Source organism: Xanthocytophaga agilis, from assembly GCF_030068605.1.
GTDB classification, from domain to species: domain Bacteria; phylum Bacteroidota; class Bacteroidia; order Cytophagales; family 172606-1; genus Xanthocytophaga; species Xanthocytophaga agilis.
Genome location: NZ_JASJOU010000001.1, coordinates 256089 through 276513, shown reverse-complemented (window position 1 = coordinate 276513; position 20425 = coordinate 256089). Strand labels below are relative to the sequence as shown.

The following is a 20425-nucleotide window of genomic DNA, read 5'->3' as shown; positions in this document are numbered from 1 at the left end:
CATCTGTCTTTCTTGTCAAAATACCTACTGTAACCTATAGTGAAACACAGCATTTTTTGTTACTATTACTCTTTCATCTTTGCATTACACTCCACATGTTTCGAAACTTTCTGACTGTTGCTCTCCGCAACATTGCCAAACACAAAGTATTTACCCTGATTAATGTATTCGGGCTTAGCCTGGGTATGGCTATATTCTTTTTGCTCACAGGGTATGTTCGGTTTGAAAACAGTTATGATACGATTCATCAGCATAGTGAGAACATTTACCGGGTTGAGAGTATCTTTTATAAAGGAGGTGAAAAAACGGACGACTGGGCAGGTAGTACAAACGGCTATGGCCCGGCTATGAAGGCCAGCTTTCCAGAAGTAGAGTCTTTTACTCGTATCAACTGGAACAGCTCTACACGGGTAGTACGTTATCAGGACACAAAATTTCGTGAGCAAAATGTATGCTTTGCTGACTCTAACTTCTTTACCTTCTTCTCGTACCCTGTAGTCAAAGGCAATCCCCAAACGTTTCTGAATGCACCTAATACAGTGGTCATCTCGGAAAAAGCTGCCCATAAATATTTTGGCAAGGAGGAGCCTATGGGAAAATTTCTGGATATCAGCACCATTTCCAAAACCTATCGGTGCCAGGTGGCAGGAGTTTTCAAAGATCTACCCGTTAACTCTTCTTTACAGTTTGACATGCTGATGTCATGGACTACGTCTCCGGAATGGGTTCGTAACTTCTGGTATCAGCATAGCAGCTACACCTATATACGCGTACAGCCGAATACTAACATTGCGAACCTGGCAGCTAAATTTCCGGCTCTGGCAGAAAAATATAAGACGGCAGATGCCATGAAAGAACACAAATGGGCTATTGACCTGGTGCCATTGCATGCTATACATCTGAACCCAGCCAAAACCAACGAACCCGAAACCAAAGGCAGTCGTACCACCGTGCAGTTTCTGCTTATAGCAGGTATTATTATTCTGATTATTGGCTGGGTAAACTATATCAATCTATCTACAGCAAGAGCTATTGACCGGGCACAGGAAGCGGGCATCCGGAAAGTATTGGGTTCCTCTCCTACTCTTCTGGTAGGACAGTTTCTGTTTGAGTCATTTATCCTCAACTTTATCGCGTTACTGGTAGCAATTGTTTTTATTGGAATAGGTATATGGAGTTTACGTACATTTTTGACTATCTACATCCCGGCTTCTATCTGGACTGAACCCCAGCAATATACTCTTTTTGCCATCATCTTTCCTGTAGGGATTCTGATCTCCGGCATTTATCCGGCCTTTCTGCTTGCCAAGGTAATTCCGGTACAAATTCTCAAGTGTAAGTATACCTTCTCTGGTGGAGGCAATCTACTGCGCAAAAGCCTGGTTACCTTACAGTTTACTACATCCCTGATACTGATTATGGGTACTCTGATCGCCTACAAACAAATCAGCTACATGATGAATCAGACGTTGGGAGCAGACATTACTCAGGTTATGGTTGTAGAGGCACCTGTACATACAGAAGGTTATATTGAAAAGATAGAAAGCTTTAAGAATGAGTTAAAATCGCTGGCAGGAGTCACGAATGTAACTGGCTCAGGAGCGGTTCCAGGTGTAGAGGTAGGCGAATTTCTGGCCAACCGTAAACTGCATTCTCAACCAGCAGACAATCGGCTATATGAGATGATGGCTGCCGACTACGACTTCATTCCAACTTTTGATCTAACAGTCATAGCCGGACGCAACTTCGACAAAAGTCGCCCCTCAGATCAGTATGGGTTAATTCTCAATGAATCGGCAGTAAAACAATTCGGATTTGACTCCAGCGAAAAAGCCATTGGCGAAAAAATCCTGCTGGAGGCTAATCGGGGCAGAGCCAATGAAATTATAGGCGTGATCAAAGACTATCACCAGCAATCCCTGCAACATCCCTATACTCCCATCATCCTGTTTATGGACCCGGACTTCCGCTGGATACCGGCAGATTTTCTTTCTATAAAAATACAGGGAGGTGATATAAAACAGACAGCCAAAAAAATAGAGGCTACCTGGCTGAAATTTTTTCCAGAATCCTCGTTTGACTCCTTTTTTCTGGATCAGTTCTTTAATCAGCAGTACAAACAGGAAGAAATCTTTGGACGTGTAGTCGCCTTTTTCTCTTCACTGGCAATCTTCATTGCCTGTATTGGCCTGTTTGGTCTGACGTCTTATAACACCGCCCGTCGCACCAAAGAAATAGGCATACGCAAAGTACTTGGGGCTAGTGTACAGCATATCGTTTCACTACTTGCCTGGGATACCTTACGTTTGATTCTGCTGGCTGCCTTACTGGCTATTCCGATAGCCTGGTATGGCATGAGTGAGTGGCTCACCCGCTATGCATTCCGGATTGATATCAATGGATGGTATGGCTTATTACCTGTTCTGGTATTGGGCGGCATTGCCTTTCTTACTATCAGTACGATTACTATCCGGGCTGCTTTTGCCAATCCTGTAAAATCCCTGCGCAATGAATGATACTTTTGTCAGAAAAACATATATTCACTGAGTCTATAGTATTGGCTGTCAGATACATACCTATACATGAACGAGGGTAGCACACATAGTAAAGACCAGTAAGTAATAATCAGTATCTCAAAAATGAGGGATTATCCAAGGATATATTCAAAGGCGTGATTCCTATTGCCGGAGCCTATGATGTTCTGCACTATTATCAGGTTTTAGCCAAATCAAACGGCAGTGCATTTGCAGATAATCACATCGGCAGCGTCTTTGGCCTAACCATGCAGGATTTTGAAAAGGGATCACCAACATCATATATAGATAGTCTCTCCACACCGATGCTGCTTATATCTGAGACAAACACATTTAAATATGCTGATCTGTTTGAAGCCCGCCTCAGAGAAAAAGAATACAATAAGTTAGAAGTGTTGCACATCCACAGACTCAAACATGGAGAACTATGGAAAGAATTATCTTATTCCCCACACAGTATTTACAGAGAGGTAATTGAAGATTTTATCAAAAGAAACTCTGAGATCGTGCCATCTCCTACCCAATGAGGATTTTTTGCAATAGCGAAAATACTATCCGGTTTTGAACTACTTTACGGAAAAATCTATCTCAATCTAACTACCTGACCTTCAGAACCCAAATCTTTCCTGATAAAGAAGTATTCACTATAATCTCTACATATATATTCCCAGTTTATGGAAAAATAATCCCGGTTGCATCCTATAAGCAACTAAATGAACGGGATTATGAAGCATTTTTTATTTACGCTATTTTTTCTCACAAGCCTTATTCCAGCTTTCACTCAGGCTCAGGATCGCGTTATCAGCGGCCGTCTTAAAGATGCGAATGGAGAGCCATTACCAGGGGTAAGTATTTCGGTTAAAGGTACAACTCAGGGGACCACCACCAATGCCGAAGGATATTATCGTATTACAGCTCCATTAGGCGCTACACTGGTGATTTCGTTTATTGGGTTTACCACACGTGAGGTACAGGTGACAGAAAAGAATTCAACTGCATTAGGTTCTGGTGATTCATCTGAGTCAGAGCCCGTACAAATACCTTCTTCACAAATGGTTCAGAATGAGGCTCAACAAAGCACCCAGCCACCCACTCAACCAACGCCTGAAAAGACAGGAGTAGCCACACTCACAGATGATTCGCCAAGGTATACCATTCAATCGTATACTACATTTCCTAATCAAAACCCTCTCACCAATACCTACACACTTCGCTATGTAAAGGGTTGGCTTGCCAGATTGCAATACGGCTCCAAAGCCCGTAATGGTATTTTTGTAGCAGATACAAGACCCTATATACAAGCACCCGTTCAGCTTATCTTTTCCTCTTCTTTTACACTAGACCAGATCAATCAGTTGCCTGACTTACAGAGTCAATATGCTCAGGGAAGACCTGTAAATGGCATAGAGACCTGGCAGGGTTCGGAAACGGGTGAGATATTTAGCTGGGGACCAAAAATCAACAATCTGGAATTTGATGGACAGCCCTATGCCTACGATCCCAATGGAGCATTAACCACAAGAGGAAATGGCAATGGTAACAGAGCAAAAGCTTATAATCCCTATCAGTTCTTCAGAAACGGTATGACAACCAATCATACCCTTACACTAAAGACCACTTTATGGAAAACAGATCTGAAAACAGGTTTTACCTATCATACCCAGCAAGGAGTAGTACCCAATGCACACACAAATGAAAGTCAGTGGAACCTTAATCTGAAACGTTTGATCATGCCTGCATTACGAGCAGAGTTTTCTCTATTCTATACCTCAATTAATCAAACTTTACCCAATCAGAATGGCAACTGGGCACATATACTGTCGTCTGTCATGCAAACAGCACCCACCTTTGACAACGCAGGTGGTTTATCTCGCAGAGAAGCACTTCGCAATGAAGATGCATATTTGCTTTCAGACAATCAGTTTCGTACCTATAGTGCAGGCAATACAGACAATCCCTATGCATTGGTAAATTTGTTGCCCGACAACCAGAATATCCGGAATCTCTTTACCAATCTTAGCCTAAACTACGACCAAAACAACTTTCAGGTATTGCTGAAAGGCAGTCTGGAACATAAGAATCAGAACAGAGTTTTTGGTATAGTTCCAGCGATGACCACTTATCCCGAAGGAAGGTTAACCACCCGGGAATACAAGCTGAGCAATTATCAGTTTACAGCCAAGCCTTCTTTTGATACATACCTGAATAGTAGCTCTACGATCTACCTGGAAACTTCGGTTTCCTATACATTTGCTCACCAGCAGGAACAACTGAACCGCAAAGATGGATTTAGGTTTGCCTCAACAGAATCATTTGATATCAGGAATGCAGACTCTTTAGCTATTCGTAAATTTACCCCTTTACGTCAGAAGCATGAGATTGCAGAAAGCATACGGCTTAAATACAGAGACCTGGTGCTTCTGAATCTTACAAACCAGCATTATTTCTCGTCAACCTATACAAAAGGTAAATTCTGGTTGCCGACTATAGGTCTGGGATTCACTTTCTCTGAACTTTTCTCCTATTCATCCTTCCTCAACTTTGCCAAGGTATATGCCAATTATTCTCAAAACATACAGGAAGCACCTCTGATCTATAATCAGTGGCAGTATAACTCTACACAGTATGCAGCATCCAACTTTGCCCCGTATCAGGAAACACAGGAAATAGTCTATACACGCCAGCTACAGCCTGAGAAAACCACAAAGAAGGAACTCGGATTGGATATGAATATTATACAAAACAGGCTACATGTATCTGCTAGCTATTTTCAGAATCTAACCCAACAAGCACTGGTTCCTATATTCAGCGAAAATGGCTTTCTGCTACAAAATCTAGCTGATATTGAAAACAAAGGATATGAATGGTCTGTATCCTATCAGCATCACACAGGAGCCGTACGGTTTATGTCTAGAGTTTCCTTCAGCAAAGTAAAACCTGTTGTCACCAAACTCTACAACAACGGAACCCGCATACCCATAGCAGGTTTTTCAGATGTTTCCACCAATCTCGTTGCAGGTCAACCGTATGGAGTCCTGATGGGTTCCCGCTGGAAAACAAATGAAAATGGGCAAACTATTATTGGCACTGATGGCTATCCTGTAGTAGATGACCAACCCCAGATCATTGGCAATCCCAATCCCCGGTGGACGGCATCAACAGAACATACCATCTGGTGGAAAGGCTGGTCATGCAATATCCTGTTTGACTTCCGTCAGGGAGGTGATATCTGGAATGGTACTCAGGCATCGTTAAACTACCTGGGAGTATCTAAAGTAACAGAGCAACAGCGTCCTACTCAGAACTACATCTTCGAGGGCGTTCAGGAAAATGGAAAGCCCAATGGTATCATGGTCGATTTTGCCAATTCAGCGCATGGGTTACAGGATAATCGCTGGGTACGTTACGGACAAAGTGGTGTGGGTGCGGAGTCTATCCAAAAATCTTCGTGGATACGTTTACAAGAGGTAAAACTCTCCTATAAGTTTCCATCCTACAGACAGCATTTCCTACCCAGATGTGATATCCAGGTATCTGTTTCAGGTCGTAACCTATGGCTTTCTACGCCTTACAAAGGAGTAGATCCAGCAGGTACGCTGTTTGGCTACAACACCGCAACAGGCCTGGATCTGTTTAATGCACCTTCATTGCGAAGCTATGGCGCTTCTGTTCAAATCACTATTTAATCTATTATTCTCCCTTATCTATCAGGTAAACTTTCGGGTTTTATGAAAACGAAATTTATACTTTTATCTATCAGCCTGTCGATCCTTTGTCTGTCGGCATTTAAACTACCCATGCTGTTACCGGCAAATTTTCTCGACTACCTACGCCAAAAGACAGAAGCCTATACAGATAAAATACCAGACGAAAAATTATACATCCATACAGATAGGACGTTCTACAAACCGGGTGAAGATGTCTGGTTCAAAGGATATCTGGCGAATGGTCTTATTCTTACAGCAGATGCTGCCAGTCATGTAGTCTATGTGGAACTGGTTAATCCGCGTGGAACAGTAGAGAAAACATTGCAGCTTCTGGTAAAAAAAGGAAGTGTATATGGAGACTTTCATCTGGAAGAATCAGCACCCGGAGGATTATATAAGTTGAGAGCCTATACCCAATGGATGAGAAATCAGGGACCGGAAGCATTTTTCGAAAAAGAAATTCAGGTACAGAAAGTAATCACTCCCCGTCTGCTGATGAAGCTGGACTTTACCCGAAAAGCATACGGGGCCGGAGATCCGGTAGTGGCAGATCTGGAAATGAAAGATTTGCAAAATCATCCGTTGACTGAAAAGTCAGTCACCTATACTGTGCAGATTGAAGGAAAGCAATTGCTTCAAGCCCATGCAGTTTCAGATAAGAATGGAAAAGCAAGTATCCGTTTTGCCTTGCCTGCTGATCTGCGAACCACAGACGGCCTGCTAAACATCACGATTTTGTATGAAGGAAATACAGAAAGTATATCCCGCTCAATACCTATTGTACTCAATAAAATTGCCCTTCAGTTCTTTCCGGAAGGAGGTGATCTGGTAGCAGGCATTCCCAGTAAAGTAGCCTTTAAAGCTATCAATGAGTTTGGCAAGCCAGCTGATATAGAAGGCTATGTAACCGATGAAACAGGCAAAAAACTTCAGTCATTCAAAAGCTTTCATCAAGGCATGGGAGCATTTGCCCTAACTCCTTCACAAGATCGACAATACATTGTACACATCACTCAGCCTGCCATCAGTCAAACCTATGCTCTTCCGGCAGCATTACCTAAAGGATATGTGTTGTCTGTGGATACGGTTACAGCAAAACAAATTCAACTCTCTTTTCATGCCCCTGCCAGCAAACCGATTTATCTGATAGGTCAGGTACGTGGCAAAATCTATTATACCAAGGAAATCTCTGCGGAGACCGGACACAATCAGGTTTCTATTCCTCTCAAGGAATTTCCTATCGGCATTGCTCAAATTACACTGTTTGACTACAATCAGGTACCACGTTGTGAACGGCTGGTATTCGTGAATGCACAACGTAGAATGCATATCTCTGTCACCACCGATAAGAAGCACTACTCTCCCCGCGAAAAAGTAGACCTTACCATCCGTACCCTGGATGAAGATAGCCTGCCTGTACCAGCTAACCTGTCCCTTTCGGTGGCTGATGATCGGCTGGTAACGTTTGCCGATGACAAACAAGATAACATACTGTCTCACATGCTGATGAGCTCGGATCTGAGAGGTAAGATAGAAGAACCTTTTTTTTACTTTAAGCCCAATGAACCCAAAGCATCCAAAGCACTGGACTATGTGATGATGACACATGGCTGGAGAAGATTTACCTGGCAACAGGTTCAGGAAGGTCCCCAAAACATGATTTTTGCTCCAGAGAAAACAGGTAACTTATCCGGAACTATCCTGGATGCACGTGATCAGAAACCCATATCTGCTACAGTAACCTTATTTGAACTGGATGATAAACGACGTTCTGCTCAACTTAAAACCAGCTCTAACGGACGATTCCTGTTTCAGGCAATCAATCCTAAAGTAGCCATACAGCTATTTGCCCAAGCACCAGGTATTTTCCCTCAATATCTATACATTAAACTCGATCAGGAACCGACAAGTAATCCAGGTCCTGTAGCGGCTAACCAGGATTTCAAATGGCAAAATGAAGCGATAAAGGAAAAGGTTGTTGCCACTCCAAAAAGGGTACAAGTCAGTAAACCCAATCCTTCACCAAAGGCTCAATCAAAATCTACTGATGTAATGGAAGATTCGCCATTCTCGTTAGGAGATATTAGTTTGTCTGCTGATGTTCAGGCTCTCAATGAAGTCGTGGTGGTGGGGTATGCCACACAAAGAAAACAGGACTTAACTACCTCTGTATCAGTTGTACAATCCAGTGAACTGAATATTTTCCCATCTACAGAACTATCACAGACCTTACAGGGTCGAATATCAGGCGTGCAAATAACGCAGTCAGATGGAGCACCAGGGTCTGTATCAGGTGTTCAAATACGTGGTGTTAGTAGCATAGCCAACCGTGACCCTCTGTATGTTGTAGATGGAACACTCGTTACTACACCTGAATTTATTTCTCCAACTGATATAGCCAGCATCACTGTACTGAAATCAGGAGAAGCAACCGCCTTATACGGCTCACGTGGGAGCAATGGCGTTATTGTTATTACCACTAAAAAGGACGCCTATTACAAACGATCTATCCCCCGCAACAAGCTTCCGATTTCTCAGGTATATATTGCCGAACGAAAATTCTCTGTAGCTCGAGAATTCTATATACCGGTCTACGATCCGAAGAAAGCAGTGGCTGAACGTACAGACTTTCGTAGTACCATTTACTGGAACCCTGAAATACAGACAGATGCAAAAACAGGTACTGCCCATGTAAGCTTTTATAATTCAGATCAGGTCACTGCCTTCCGAATTATTACTGAAGGTATGAGTACCAGCGGACTAGCAGGTCGTGCCGAACTAACCTATGCAACCCAGTTACCTTTCAGCATCGAAGCAAAAATCCCTCCCTATCTTACTTTCGAAGACAGACTGGAAATTCCTATCTCCCTGAAGAATACTACCAGTCAGGCCATTCATGGTGAACTTACCATAAAAACACCTCCTCAACTAAAAATCACCGCTTTCAATGGGTCGGTGTATAGTCTACCAGGAGAAGCCAAAACCTTGTATTTACATGCCGAAGTGCAAGCCGTAGCAGGTAAAGGCACATTGACACTTATCTTCCAGGGCGATGGCATGCAGGAGACGGTTTCACAGGAGATAGATGTACAACCGAAGGGCTTTCCAACAGAAATGGCCTACTCTGGCAAAGAAAAAGAGGCACAGTTTTCGTTCACGATCAATGAACCTGTCAAAGGCTCTATAAAAGCAGAGTTAAAAGCTTATCCTAATCTATTGAGTGAATTACTAAATGGCATTGAATCAGTATTGAGAGAACCCTATGGATGTTTTGAACAGACATCTTCCTCTACCTATCCCAATGTATTGGTATTACAATATTTACGGGAATCGGGCCTGTCTAATCCCAAGCTAGAGAAACAGGCACTGGACTATATTGACAAAGGATACAAACGCCTGATAGGATTTGAAACCAAAGAAGATGGTTTTGAGTGGTTTGGAGGTACCCCACCCCATGAAGCACTAACCGCTTTTGGTTTGGCAGAGTTTACAGAAATGAAGAAAGTGTATGACGGGGTAGATGAGCAAATGCTCAGACGAACCAAACAGTGGATACTTAGTCGACGGAATGGTTTGGGAGCTTTTAAATTAGATTCCCGGCATATGCACTATATCAATGGCAGCGATCAGGCCATGAATGCCTATATTGTCTATGCCCTGACAGAAGCCGGAATCCAGGAAATCAGACCAGAGTATGAGAACAGTTATCAGATAGCCCTCAAAAACCAGGATCTCTACCAGATGGCACTTTTAGCCAATGCAGCTTTCAATCTGAAAGACACAGAGAAAGGAGAAAAACTCATAACTGAATGTATTCGCCAGATAAACGAACAAGGACTTGAAAAGGCAAAAATGGCTACATCTATGACCTCTTCGTATGGACAATCTCTACAAATAGAAACAGCTTCTCTTTTGTTGCAAGCCCTACTAAAGACAACAACTCCTGATGAAACTCAGATACAGAAGCTTGTCAATAAAATTGTAAAATCCAGAAAGTATGGAGGCTTTGGATCTACTCAGGCTACTATTCTGGCACTGAAATCGCTGACTGAATATGCCAAATTTGTACGACACACATCAGAGGGAGGTAATCTGCTGGTATATATGGGGGAAGAGTTGATTGGCTCTCAGTCGTATGAAAAGGATGCACGGGAAGATATTACGATTACAGGTATAGAACGGTTTATGAAAGAAGGTAAACAACCTTTCCGGGTTGTATTTGAAAACACAAAAACGGCCCTTCCCTATTCTATGAACGTATCCTGGGCATCCCAAACTCCAAATAGTGCACCTGAGTGTAAGGTAGATGTAGAAACCCAGCTTTCACACACAGTCATTCAAACCGGACAAACGGTACGAATGACTACATGGGTAAAAAACAAAACCAGTGAAACACTCCCTATGACAGTGGCTCTGGTGGGCATCCCATCCGGATTGAGTCCACAACCCTGGCAGTTAAAGGAACTACAGGAAAAGAAGATAGTAGACTTCTATGAGGTGCGCAAAAATTATGTAGTGTTTTACTATCGCAAAGTAGCCCCTAAAGACTGGCTTCAGATTCAGCTTGATCTGAAAGCTGAAGTACCTGGCACCTTTACAGCACCTGCTAGTACAGCCTATCTCTACTATACCAATGAGTTTAAAGACTGGGAAGGTGGAGAGAAAATTGAGATTTTGAAATAAAGCACTGGTGATACGCATCAAGCGTTAAACCTGACTTTTGATTGTATCCTAGATACACTACATAGATGATCTGAATTTTGAAGAGAGTACAACCCAAGTCTATACTTTTGAAAAATGTAGGCTTGGGTAACTTTTTGAGAGAGATTCCTCCCTTAGTTTCTTTATTGTCCCTTACATGAGTCTACTTGCGGCCTGTTACTTTTTTGCTTGTCCAAAAAAGTAACCCAAAAAGGACAAAAAATTCCAAAGCTTCGCCCCACAAGGCCAACGCTAGGCCCGCGGAATTTTTATCCCTACACACCTACATAACCATCCGCGATTAAGGGGATCACAACTCTCTTTGTAGCAGCTATTTTCTCTTAGGAACTAACATTGGCTCTATTTGTCACATGTGTTCCGCTCACGCCCGCACTGATGTGTGGCAGGCAAGTCGCGACTCAGCAAAGCAAAAACAAACTCTTACCTTAAAGTTGGGGTAGCTGCTGTTTGTATTTTTACTAGTTATGCAAAATAGGAAATTCACTCACTAGTGAAAAGATATTTTACACCTAGGCAATGCTACTTAGTAGATAACACAGAAAAAACACTATTCATAAAATACTTACAACACACAATAAATCAACCTTTTACCCTTTCTATAAACAAAACCGGGCAATTCCTACGCTCATTACATCTGCTAAGATGGCACTTTTATACAATGCCTCATGTTCTACTCTTACAGAAAATTTACGCATTCGGGTATACTTTGGAAAACAGTATTGAGTAGAGGAAAACACTGCTCCCTAGAGGTTTTGCAAAAAATTATAAAAAAAATGAAATTCTTATTAGGGTATGCACTGGGGTTTTAACTCTTATAGGCAAGAAGAGTTTTTGATTTGTTTTTATTATTGAGTCGCAGGTATGGCGTTGCCCGAAAATCAAAGTTCACAATCCTTATTTTCTTTTCAATCTGACGAAAATTCTACCAGTACTCCAGTTGATAAAGAATTTTTTATTCGCAAAACACTGGAAGAAAATGTCTCAGAAGGGATAGAATTGCTTTTTAAGAAGTATTACAAACCTTTGTGCAGCCATGCCATCCGGTTTGTTTATTCCAAACAGATTGCTGAGGATCTCGTAACTGAAGTGTTTCTTCAGTTCTGGACCAAAGAGCAGTATCTTCATGTTAAAACATCCTACAAAGCCTACCTCTTTACAGTAGTGCGGTATAGAGCATTTGCCTACCTACGTGCAGAACTTGGTAAATCGCCGGACGAAATTACCGATGATCTGCTGCTCACGTCATCCATGCCTACGGCAGACCAGATGCTTCAATACGATGAATTGTATCTGAAACTGGATAAAATCATTAAAGAACTTCCTCCACAGATCCAGAAGGTATTCCTGTTAAGCCGCTTTGAAGGCAAAAAGTATGCAGAAATAGCAGCCGAAATTAATCTTTCACAGAAAACAGTGGAAGCACATATTACCAAAGCACTAAAAATTATAAAGGCTGCTTTGAAAAAAGAATGGTTCATTGCGTCCATCCTGATCGCTTCTGCCCTGTTCTTTTAAAAAAATCTTTCTTTTTGATTAGGGTGTCCCCCTGCTATTATACTCTATTCAGCAAAGCCTACATTCATGAAAACAGAATTGACTAAAGATATCATATTTATGTTCCTGTCAGGTAATGCCAATCCTTTACAACGCAAGTTAATAGAGGAATGGCTGCAAGATGAGCGGAATCGGGAGCAATACTATGATTGGCTGGAAGAGTGGGAAGAAAAACATCCGCAGTTTATACCAGATACCAATTCAGCTTTCGAAAAACTAGTTACACGCGCTTCCAATCCAGATACAGAAACTATTTCAACAAACTATAATTCCATTCAATCGCCATTTGTTTCCTATTCCCGTAAGCGCACATCCTGGTGGGTAGCTGCCTCTGTAGTTGCACTATTAGGAATAGGAATATTCTGGCAGAGAGAGGCTATTCTGAACAAAACCTATCAGACATCTTACGGTCAGATTAAAAAAGTAGAGCTGGAAGATGGTACCATTGTGACCCTTAATGCAAACTCACAGTTACAACATTCCCGTTTCTTCTTTGGAAAAGACAACCGAGAAGTTTTGCTAAAAGGAGAAGCCGAATTTTCAGTAACACATACACCAGATCACAAACGCTTTATTGTAAAAACACCCGATAATCTGGAAGTAGAAGTACTGGGTACAGAATTCGTTGTCTTCAGTCGTCAACGTGGTTCAAAAGTAATTTTAAATAAAGGGAAGGTTCAGTTACGTACTGCAACCATTCATAAACCTGTAGTTATCCATCCGGGAGATGTGGTAACGGTAGATCCCAAAGGATCATTCAGACTACAACAGAAACAGGAAGTACAGCAATATACTTCCTGGAAAGATCATCGGTTTGTCTTTAACCGAACCTCAGTAGAAGAACTCGTTCAGTTATTATCCGAAAATTTCGGAGTCTCGGTACAGATAACAGATTCAACACTTGCTTCACGTAAAATCACAGGAACCTTTCAGGCCGAAAGTGCTCAGGAACTTCTGTATGTAGTTTCTCAAGCCATGGATCTGAATGTACAAGTTCAAAAAAACACCTTTTTACTATCGCCTCAATAACACGTATTCTATAATCTGTAATCCTTTTTAACTCAAACGATCAAACTGTTTTAGCCCATTTCGGCTACGCAGCAAAAAATTGTACTATTCACCGATTGAACATCACAAAACACAAATTAAAAATCCTGTTATCACTTTTCTAAACCCTTAAATTAACATGAATCATAAAGTATCCTTGCTTCTGTCGACAATTGGGTTGACATGCTGGCTAAGTGCTTATCCAGCAACGTCTTACTCTCAGACATTAGCCTATAACCTCCAAAGGAGTCAGCAAAACGATCCAAAAACGCTGTTACTGCGTGATGCGATCCTTGAAATAAAAGAGCATTACCATGTAGATATACTTTTTGAAGAAGACATTGTAGAAAACAAACGCATCGATAGCAAGCGGATAGATATGAGTTTGTCGGCAGAGAAAAATCTGCAAAATCTGCTGAAAGCATCAGGTCTGCAATTGAAGAAACTAAAGAAGAATACCTATGTGATTGTATCCGAGCACAAGTCTACCAAACTTTCACTGGAACCGATGCAATCTCCCAATATTCCCATGAACAATTCATCTGGCAATTCCATGACATTCACATCCATGAATAAAGTGGGACAAGTAGCTGCTTTTCCAGTAAAAGGAAAAATCACAGATGAAAAAGGCGAAGGTCTTCCGGGTGTAAGTGTGGTGATCAAAGGAACAAACCTAGGTGTAGCCACTGACGTTCAGGGAAATTATAGCATCAATGTTCCGGATGAACAAGCCATACTGGTATTCTCTGCAATTGGCTATACTACTGAAGAAGTAACTGTAGGTGCAAGGTCGACCATTGATTTTCAGATGGTGCCTGATATCAAGTCATTGAATGAAGTAGTTGTAGTGGGATATGGTACCCAGAAAAAACCTGAACTGAGTACTTCTGTAGCAACAGTAAATTCCAAAGAACTAAGCAAACAAACTGTAGCTGGTTTTGATCAGGCTTTACAGGGTCAGGCTGCCGGGGTACAGGTAACAGCCCCGACAGGTGCTCCGGGTTCTGGTATCAACATCCGTATTCGTGGTAATAACTCAATCAGTCTTACCAATTCGCCCTTGTATGTGATTGATGGGGTGCCTGTATTGCCTAGCTACGATTCAGAAGTAGGTATTGGAAATCAGAGACCTAACCCATTGAACACCTTAAACCCCAACGATATTGAATCGATTGACGTACTGAAAGATGGAGCGTCTGCTGCTATCTATGGTTCGCGTGCTGCCAATGGGGTAGTTGTTATTACAACCAAACGGGGTAAGGCAGGTAAGCCTCAGGTTACGTTTAATACCTATTTCAGTCAGCAGGAGTTGAGAAAGAAACTAGATGTACTAAATGGTCAGCAGTTTGCTACACTTTATGATGAGGCGTTAGTAAATGCAGGTAGAGATAAAGCTTTTGGACAACCAGATACAGTTAGAACCAATACCAACTGGCAGGATCTTCTTTATCGTACTGCTCCTATCAAAAGCTATCAGCTAAGTGTACAGGGAGGTGGCGATAAAACCAAATACTATTTATCTGGGGCATATTTTGATCAGGATGGTATCATCAAAAACTCAGGGTTCAAAAGAATCTCGTTTAAACTGAATCTGGATCAGGAAATTACCAAACGATTCAGAGCAGGAAGTAGTCTGAACATCAGTCGGACAGACAATAACCGAAGTGTACGTAGTGAGTTAGGCCTAGGAAACTCAGGTGTAATCATGGGTGCATTGACTCAGATTCCAACTATGCCTGTATATAAGAGTGATGGCAGCTATGGACAAAACACGTTTACGTTTAGTGACAATCCATACAGTAACCTGAACGAAACACATAACCAGGCGTTGATTTATCAGGCTATTGGCAACCTATACGGTGAGTTTGATATACTGGACAATCTGACATTCCGTACCAATGGGGGAATTGACTTCCGTACCCAAAATGAAAATCAGTTTATCTCAAGAGAATACGCAGGTACTCAAAATTCAGCCTCCAGTGATAGAGGAAGTGGGCAAACCGGAAGAAATGAGGAATTGATATGGTTATGGGAAAACACATTAACTTATAAACCCAAAATAGGAGACAATCAAAATCTAACTATTCTGGGAGGTTATTCTGCTCAGGCATCTAACCGCTTTACTTCAGGTGCATCTGTCTATGGCTATCCTTCTGATGCTGTTCCATATCTTTCAGCTGCTACTAAATACTATAAACCATATAGCTACCAAGATCAATGGGGATTAGTCAGTTATTTTGTACGTGGTACCTATGCCTATGGAGATCGTTATTATGCTACTGCCAGTATACGTGCTGATGGATCAAGCCGTTTCAACAAATCCAATCGTTTTGGCTATTTCCCTGCCTTGTCATTGGGATGGCGTATTTCCAGCGAAGCATTCTTTCCAAAATCCAAAGCATTGTCTGATCTGAAACTTCGCTTGAGTTATGGTGCCAATGGTAATCAGAATATTGGCGTATATGACCGTTTCAGTACCTACAGCGCAGGCTATAACTATCAGGGTGGCAATGGTATTGATGGGGGTATTGTACCAAACGTAATTGGCAATGATAAACTGAAATGGGAAACCACCAATCAGTATGATGCAGGTTTGGATATAGGATTGCTTGACAATAGAATTACAGTAACCGCTGATGTGTATTTAAAACGTACCAACGATCTGTTGACTCAGGTTCCACTTGCTTATAGCACAGGATCTCAGCAAGGACAAGTAGCTCAAAACCTGGGAACTATAGAAAACAAAGGTTTTGAACTTGGTATAACCAGCACCAATATTCGCATGGATAATGGATTTACCTGGACTACTCAATTCAATATCAGCACCAATAAGAATACTGTAATCGATCTTGGTACCTTGACAGATGAAACAGGAAAAGTTATAGATAAAGTAATCATTAATAACTACTCTATCACTAAAAAAGATTTACCTCTCGGTTCATTCTATGGATATAAGATGGTGGGTATATTCCAGAATCAGAATGACATTGATAATGCAGCGACACAACCAGGTGCAAAACCAGGTGATATCCAGTTTGCAGATATCAATGGAGATAAGCAGATCAATGGAGATGATCGTGTTGTATTAGGCAATCCTAACCCTAAATTCTTTGGGGGTATCACCAATACCTTCGCTTATAAAGGAATTGATCTGAGCTTCTTGTTCCAAGGAAGCTTCGGAAACGATATTTACAATGCCACACGCCAGGCGCTGGAAACTATGATGAGTTCTGCCACCAATGGTTCTCCGGATGTATTAAATCGCTGGACTCCAACTAATACAGAGACCAATATGCCACGTGTAGTATATGGCGATCCTAACAATAACAATCGTTTCTCCAATCGTTTTGTAGAAGATGGTACCTATGTACGTCTGAAAAACCTGACACTGGGATATACTTTACCAGCTAGTCTGTTATCAAAAGCCAAGATCAGCAATCTACGTGTTTATGTGACAGGGTTGAATCTGTTGACCTTTACGAAATACAGAGGCTATGATCCGGAAGTAAGTGCAGATCCATTCTCCTCTACCAGCTTCGGCAGAGACTTTGGAGTTTATCCACAGGCACGTACCTATACTATAGGACTTAACCTTCAGTTCTAACATTACCAAAGATTCAAAGATTTGTTATCTATATGAAAAAAATATTCGTTTCAGCACTATTATTATCCAGTATGTTTGGTTGTAACAGCATTCTGGATAAAGAACCTCTGACAAGTATTACAGCGTCCAATTACTACAAGAATGCAGATGATGCAGAATCTGCTATCACAGGAGCTTACGATGCCTTTCAGGGAGATACCTATTACGGCTCTACCATGAATATCATTGGCGAGATGCCTTCTGACAACTGCACCAGTATCAATGGAGACGTGGTTTACCTGGACAATATAACCTGGAATGCCACTTCCGGAATTGTAGGTCGGATTTATCAGACAGGATTTCAGGGTATCAACAGAGCCAACTCTATTCTGAAGTATGTACCTGGCATTGCTATGGATCAAACCCGCCAGCAAGAGATTCTGGGAGAGGCGTATTTTATCCGTGCCCTGAACTACTTTAACCTGGTTAAGTTGTATGGGGGTGTTCCTTTGCGCACCGAACCAGTAGAATCAGGAGAATCTACTGCGTTGGCAGCCTCTACCGCTGAGCAGATTTATGCTCAGATTGAAGCAGATCTGACTAAAGCAGCAGAAATGACAGCAGCTACTCAAGGCAATGACATCCTGGACAGAGGACGTGCTATCAAAACAACAGTAAATGCGCTTCAGGCTCGTGTTTATCTGACAGAACGTAAATGGTCACAAGCAGCAGAGGCTGCAAACAAAGTGATTACAAGTGGTAGATATGGAACTACGCTAACTTCTAATTTCAATGATCTGTGGCCTCCAAATAACAAAACCGAATCTATCTTTGAGATTGAATATGCAGGTAATGATGATGGTGGTTTTACGCTGCCGGATCTGAGCCTTCCCGCCCCTCCTGCTTCCTATTCCTTCCCTAAATACAATATTCCTACTGCCGAATTTGTCCAATATGCAGATACAGCCAAAGACAATCGGTTTAAGTACAATGGGGTAGTAAGTGGAGGAAAAAGCTACAGCAGTATGATCTACGGTGGTGCAGGTACTGGTAATGATAATGGATGGTTTGTATACAAATGGAGAAGTACTAACTTTTTCAGCAGCAGTGATAACTACCCTGTACTACGTCTGGCAGAAATGTATCTGATCTATGCAGAAGCAATGAATGAACAAGGTGGACCAAGCCAGGACGCACTGGATAAACTAAATGCTGTTCGTACGCGAGCAGGATTGACAGCTCTGACATTGACAGATCTGTCAACCAAACAAGCCTTCCGTGATGAAGTAGACAGACAACGTCGCCTGGAACTGGCATTTGAAGGTGAACGCTGGTTTGATTTGTTGCGTTATGCAGCCCATACCAAAGCAGATCCATCAGTAGAGCATCAGGTTACGGCACTGGATATTATCAAAGCTGTCAGAGGAACAGAAGATGAACACTATCTGCTATTCCCGATTCCGCAATATGAACTAAATAATAACCCATCTATCAAACAAAATACGGGTTATTAATCAATGAAGTTGTCTGTCCGGCTTTGTATTCCAAACCTAAAGGCGCAAAGCCGAACTACCTAACTCTCTGACTTTTACACAACCTTTCTCAAACCTGTTCCTGATATCTGCCGGAAATAGTATCTTCAACACACTACTTACTCATTAGTGTTTGCCATACAAAACTTCCAGCAGCATCAGAAACAGGTTTTTACATTTTCTCCAACTCGCTCGTTATGCATAGAACCCATTCCCTATTTCGTGTATCAGGTATTGTCAGCCTATTTGCACTGATGGCCTGTATAGCTTGTAAAAACAATACACAGGATCAAACTATTACTGAAACTTCCGGCAAAACAGATGTGGAAGTATGGCTTACCACGACAGACAAATCTACTCTATTCAGTAAGCAGCCCGTTTCCTATACATTCGGAACAGAAGCCACTACCTTGCCAACGATTGAGATAGACACCGCCCAGACGTTCCAAACCATGGATGGTTTTGGGTATACACTTACAGGAGGTAGTGCTTATGTACTGCACCAAAAGCTAAATCCAGAACAACGCGCTACATTACTCAAAGAGTTGTTTGACACAAATGACAAAAACATTGGAATTAGCTATTTGCGGGTAAGCATTGGCTCCTCCGACCTTGATTCCAGTACTTTTTCCTACAACGATCTTCCGGCTGGTCAGACAGACGAAGACATGCAAAAGTTTAGCCTGGCTCCTGATAAAAAAGATCTGGTTCCGGTATTGAAAGAAATCCTGGCTATTAATCCTTCTATCAAAATTCTGGGCAGCCCCTGGTCCCCTCCTGCCTGGATGAAGTCTAATAACAGCACGATTGGAGGCAAACTAAAACCTGAATACTACGCTGCCTATGCAAAGTATTTTGTGAAGTATGTACAGGAAATGGCTAAAGAAGGTATTACAATCGATGCCATTACGGTGCAAAACGAGCCTGAAAATCCGAAAAACAACCCCAGCCTGGATATGACAGCTCCTGAACAGGCGACCTTTGTTAAAAAACACCTTGGTCCTGCTTTTGAAGCTGCAGCTATCAAAACCAAGATTCAGATCTTTGATCATAACTGTGATCACCCTAACTATCCGATCTCTATCCTGAACGACAGTGAAGCAAAGAAATACATTGATGGCTCTGCCTTCCATTTATACCTGGGATCTATCTCTGCCCTAACCGAAGTGCACAATGCGCATCCGGATAAAAATGTATACTTCACAGAACAATGGACTTCATCCGAAGGCCAGTTTGGCGGTGATCTGCAATGGGCTGTAAAAAATCTGATTATCGGAGCTACACGCAACTGGAGCCGGAATGTACTGCAATGGAATCTGGCAGCAGATCCTCAGCAAAATCCACATACACCCGGCGGTTGTACCCAATGTCTGGGAGCATTAACTATTGGGGATACAGTCAGAAGAAATGTTTCCTATTATACCATTGCCCATGCTTCCAAATTTGTACGACCAGGTTCTGTACGCATTGCATCAACTGAGCTTGCGGATCTGCCGAATGTAGCATTCAAAATACCATCCGGTAAAAAGGTATTGATTGTACTCAATGAAGGCAATACAAAGAAAGACTTTGTCATTAAGACCAATGGTAAATCAGCCTCTGTGTCTATCAATGCAGCTAGTGTAGCCACTTTCGTATTTTAATGGGCCAGCCTTTCAGGATAGAAACATCAATCGACGAAGTCTTGTGATTATCAAATAGACATTGAAAATAAGAAGTACAAACAAAAAGCAGTGCAAGCTTGAT

At 41.9% G+C, this 20425-nt stretch carries 9 protein-coding genes; all 9 read left to right on the top strand.

The window, feature by feature from the left end:
- The first annotated feature begins 95 nt into the window (after window positions 1-95).
- Entirely contained in the window at window positions 96-2516 is a 2421-nt protein-coding gene (locus QNI22_RS01005) for an ABC transporter permease (protein WP_314508737.1), read from the top strand.
- 155 nt (window positions 2517-2671) lie between these two features.
- Window positions 2672-3061: an alpha/beta hydrolase gene (locus QNI22_RS01000; RefSeq protein ID WP_314508736.1), complete on the top strand. Its 390-nt coding sequence runs from the start codon at window positions 2672-2674 to the stop codon at window positions 3059-3061.
- A gap of 198 nt (window positions 3062-3259) precedes the next feature.
- The gene (locus tag QNI22_RS00995; protein ID WP_314508735.1) at window positions 3260-6220 is read left to right on the top strand and encodes a carboxypeptidase-like regulatory domain-containing protein; all 2961 of its coding nucleotides are present in this window, start codon (window positions 3260-3262) and stop codon (window positions 6218-6220) included.
- Between the two features lie 42 nt (window positions 6221-6262).
- Window positions 6263-10924, top strand: a complete 4662-nt coding sequence (locus QNI22_RS00990) for an MG2 domain-containing protein (protein ID WP_314508734.1) — start codon at window positions 6263-6265, stop codon at window positions 10922-10924.
- 900 nt (window positions 10925-11824) lie between these two features.
- Window positions 11825-12478 (top strand): RNA polymerase sigma-70 factor, encoded by a 654-nt coding sequence (locus tag QNI22_RS00985; protein WP_314508733.1) that lies wholly within the window; start codon window positions 11825-11827, stop codon window positions 12476-12478.
- A gap of 66 nt (window positions 12479-12544) precedes the next feature.
- On the top strand, window positions 12545-13546 hold the full coding sequence (locus QNI22_RS00980) for a FecR family protein (RefSeq protein ID WP_314508732.1): 1002 nt from the start codon (window positions 12545-12547) through the stop codon (window positions 13544-13546).
- Between the two features lie 157 nt (window positions 13547-13703).
- A complete protein-coding gene (locus QNI22_RS00975) occupies window positions 13704-17168 on the top strand; it encodes a SusC/RagA family TonB-linked outer membrane protein (RefSeq protein ID WP_314508731.1) in 3465 nt (1154 codons plus the stop codon).
- A gap of 32 nt (window positions 17169-17200) precedes the next feature.
- Window positions 17201-18661, top strand: coding sequence for a RagB/SusD family nutrient uptake outer membrane protein (locus QNI22_RS00970; protein WP_314508730.1), 1461 nt, complete (start codon window positions 17201-17203; stop codon window positions 18659-18661).
- Between the two features lie 215 nt (window positions 18662-18876).
- The gene (locus tag QNI22_RS00965) at window positions 18877-20322 is read left to right on the top strand and encodes a glycoside hydrolase family 30 protein (RefSeq protein ID WP_314508729.1); all 1446 of its coding nucleotides are present in this window, start codon (window positions 18877-18879) and stop codon (window positions 20320-20322) included.
- Window positions 20323-20425 lie beyond the last annotated feature (103 nt).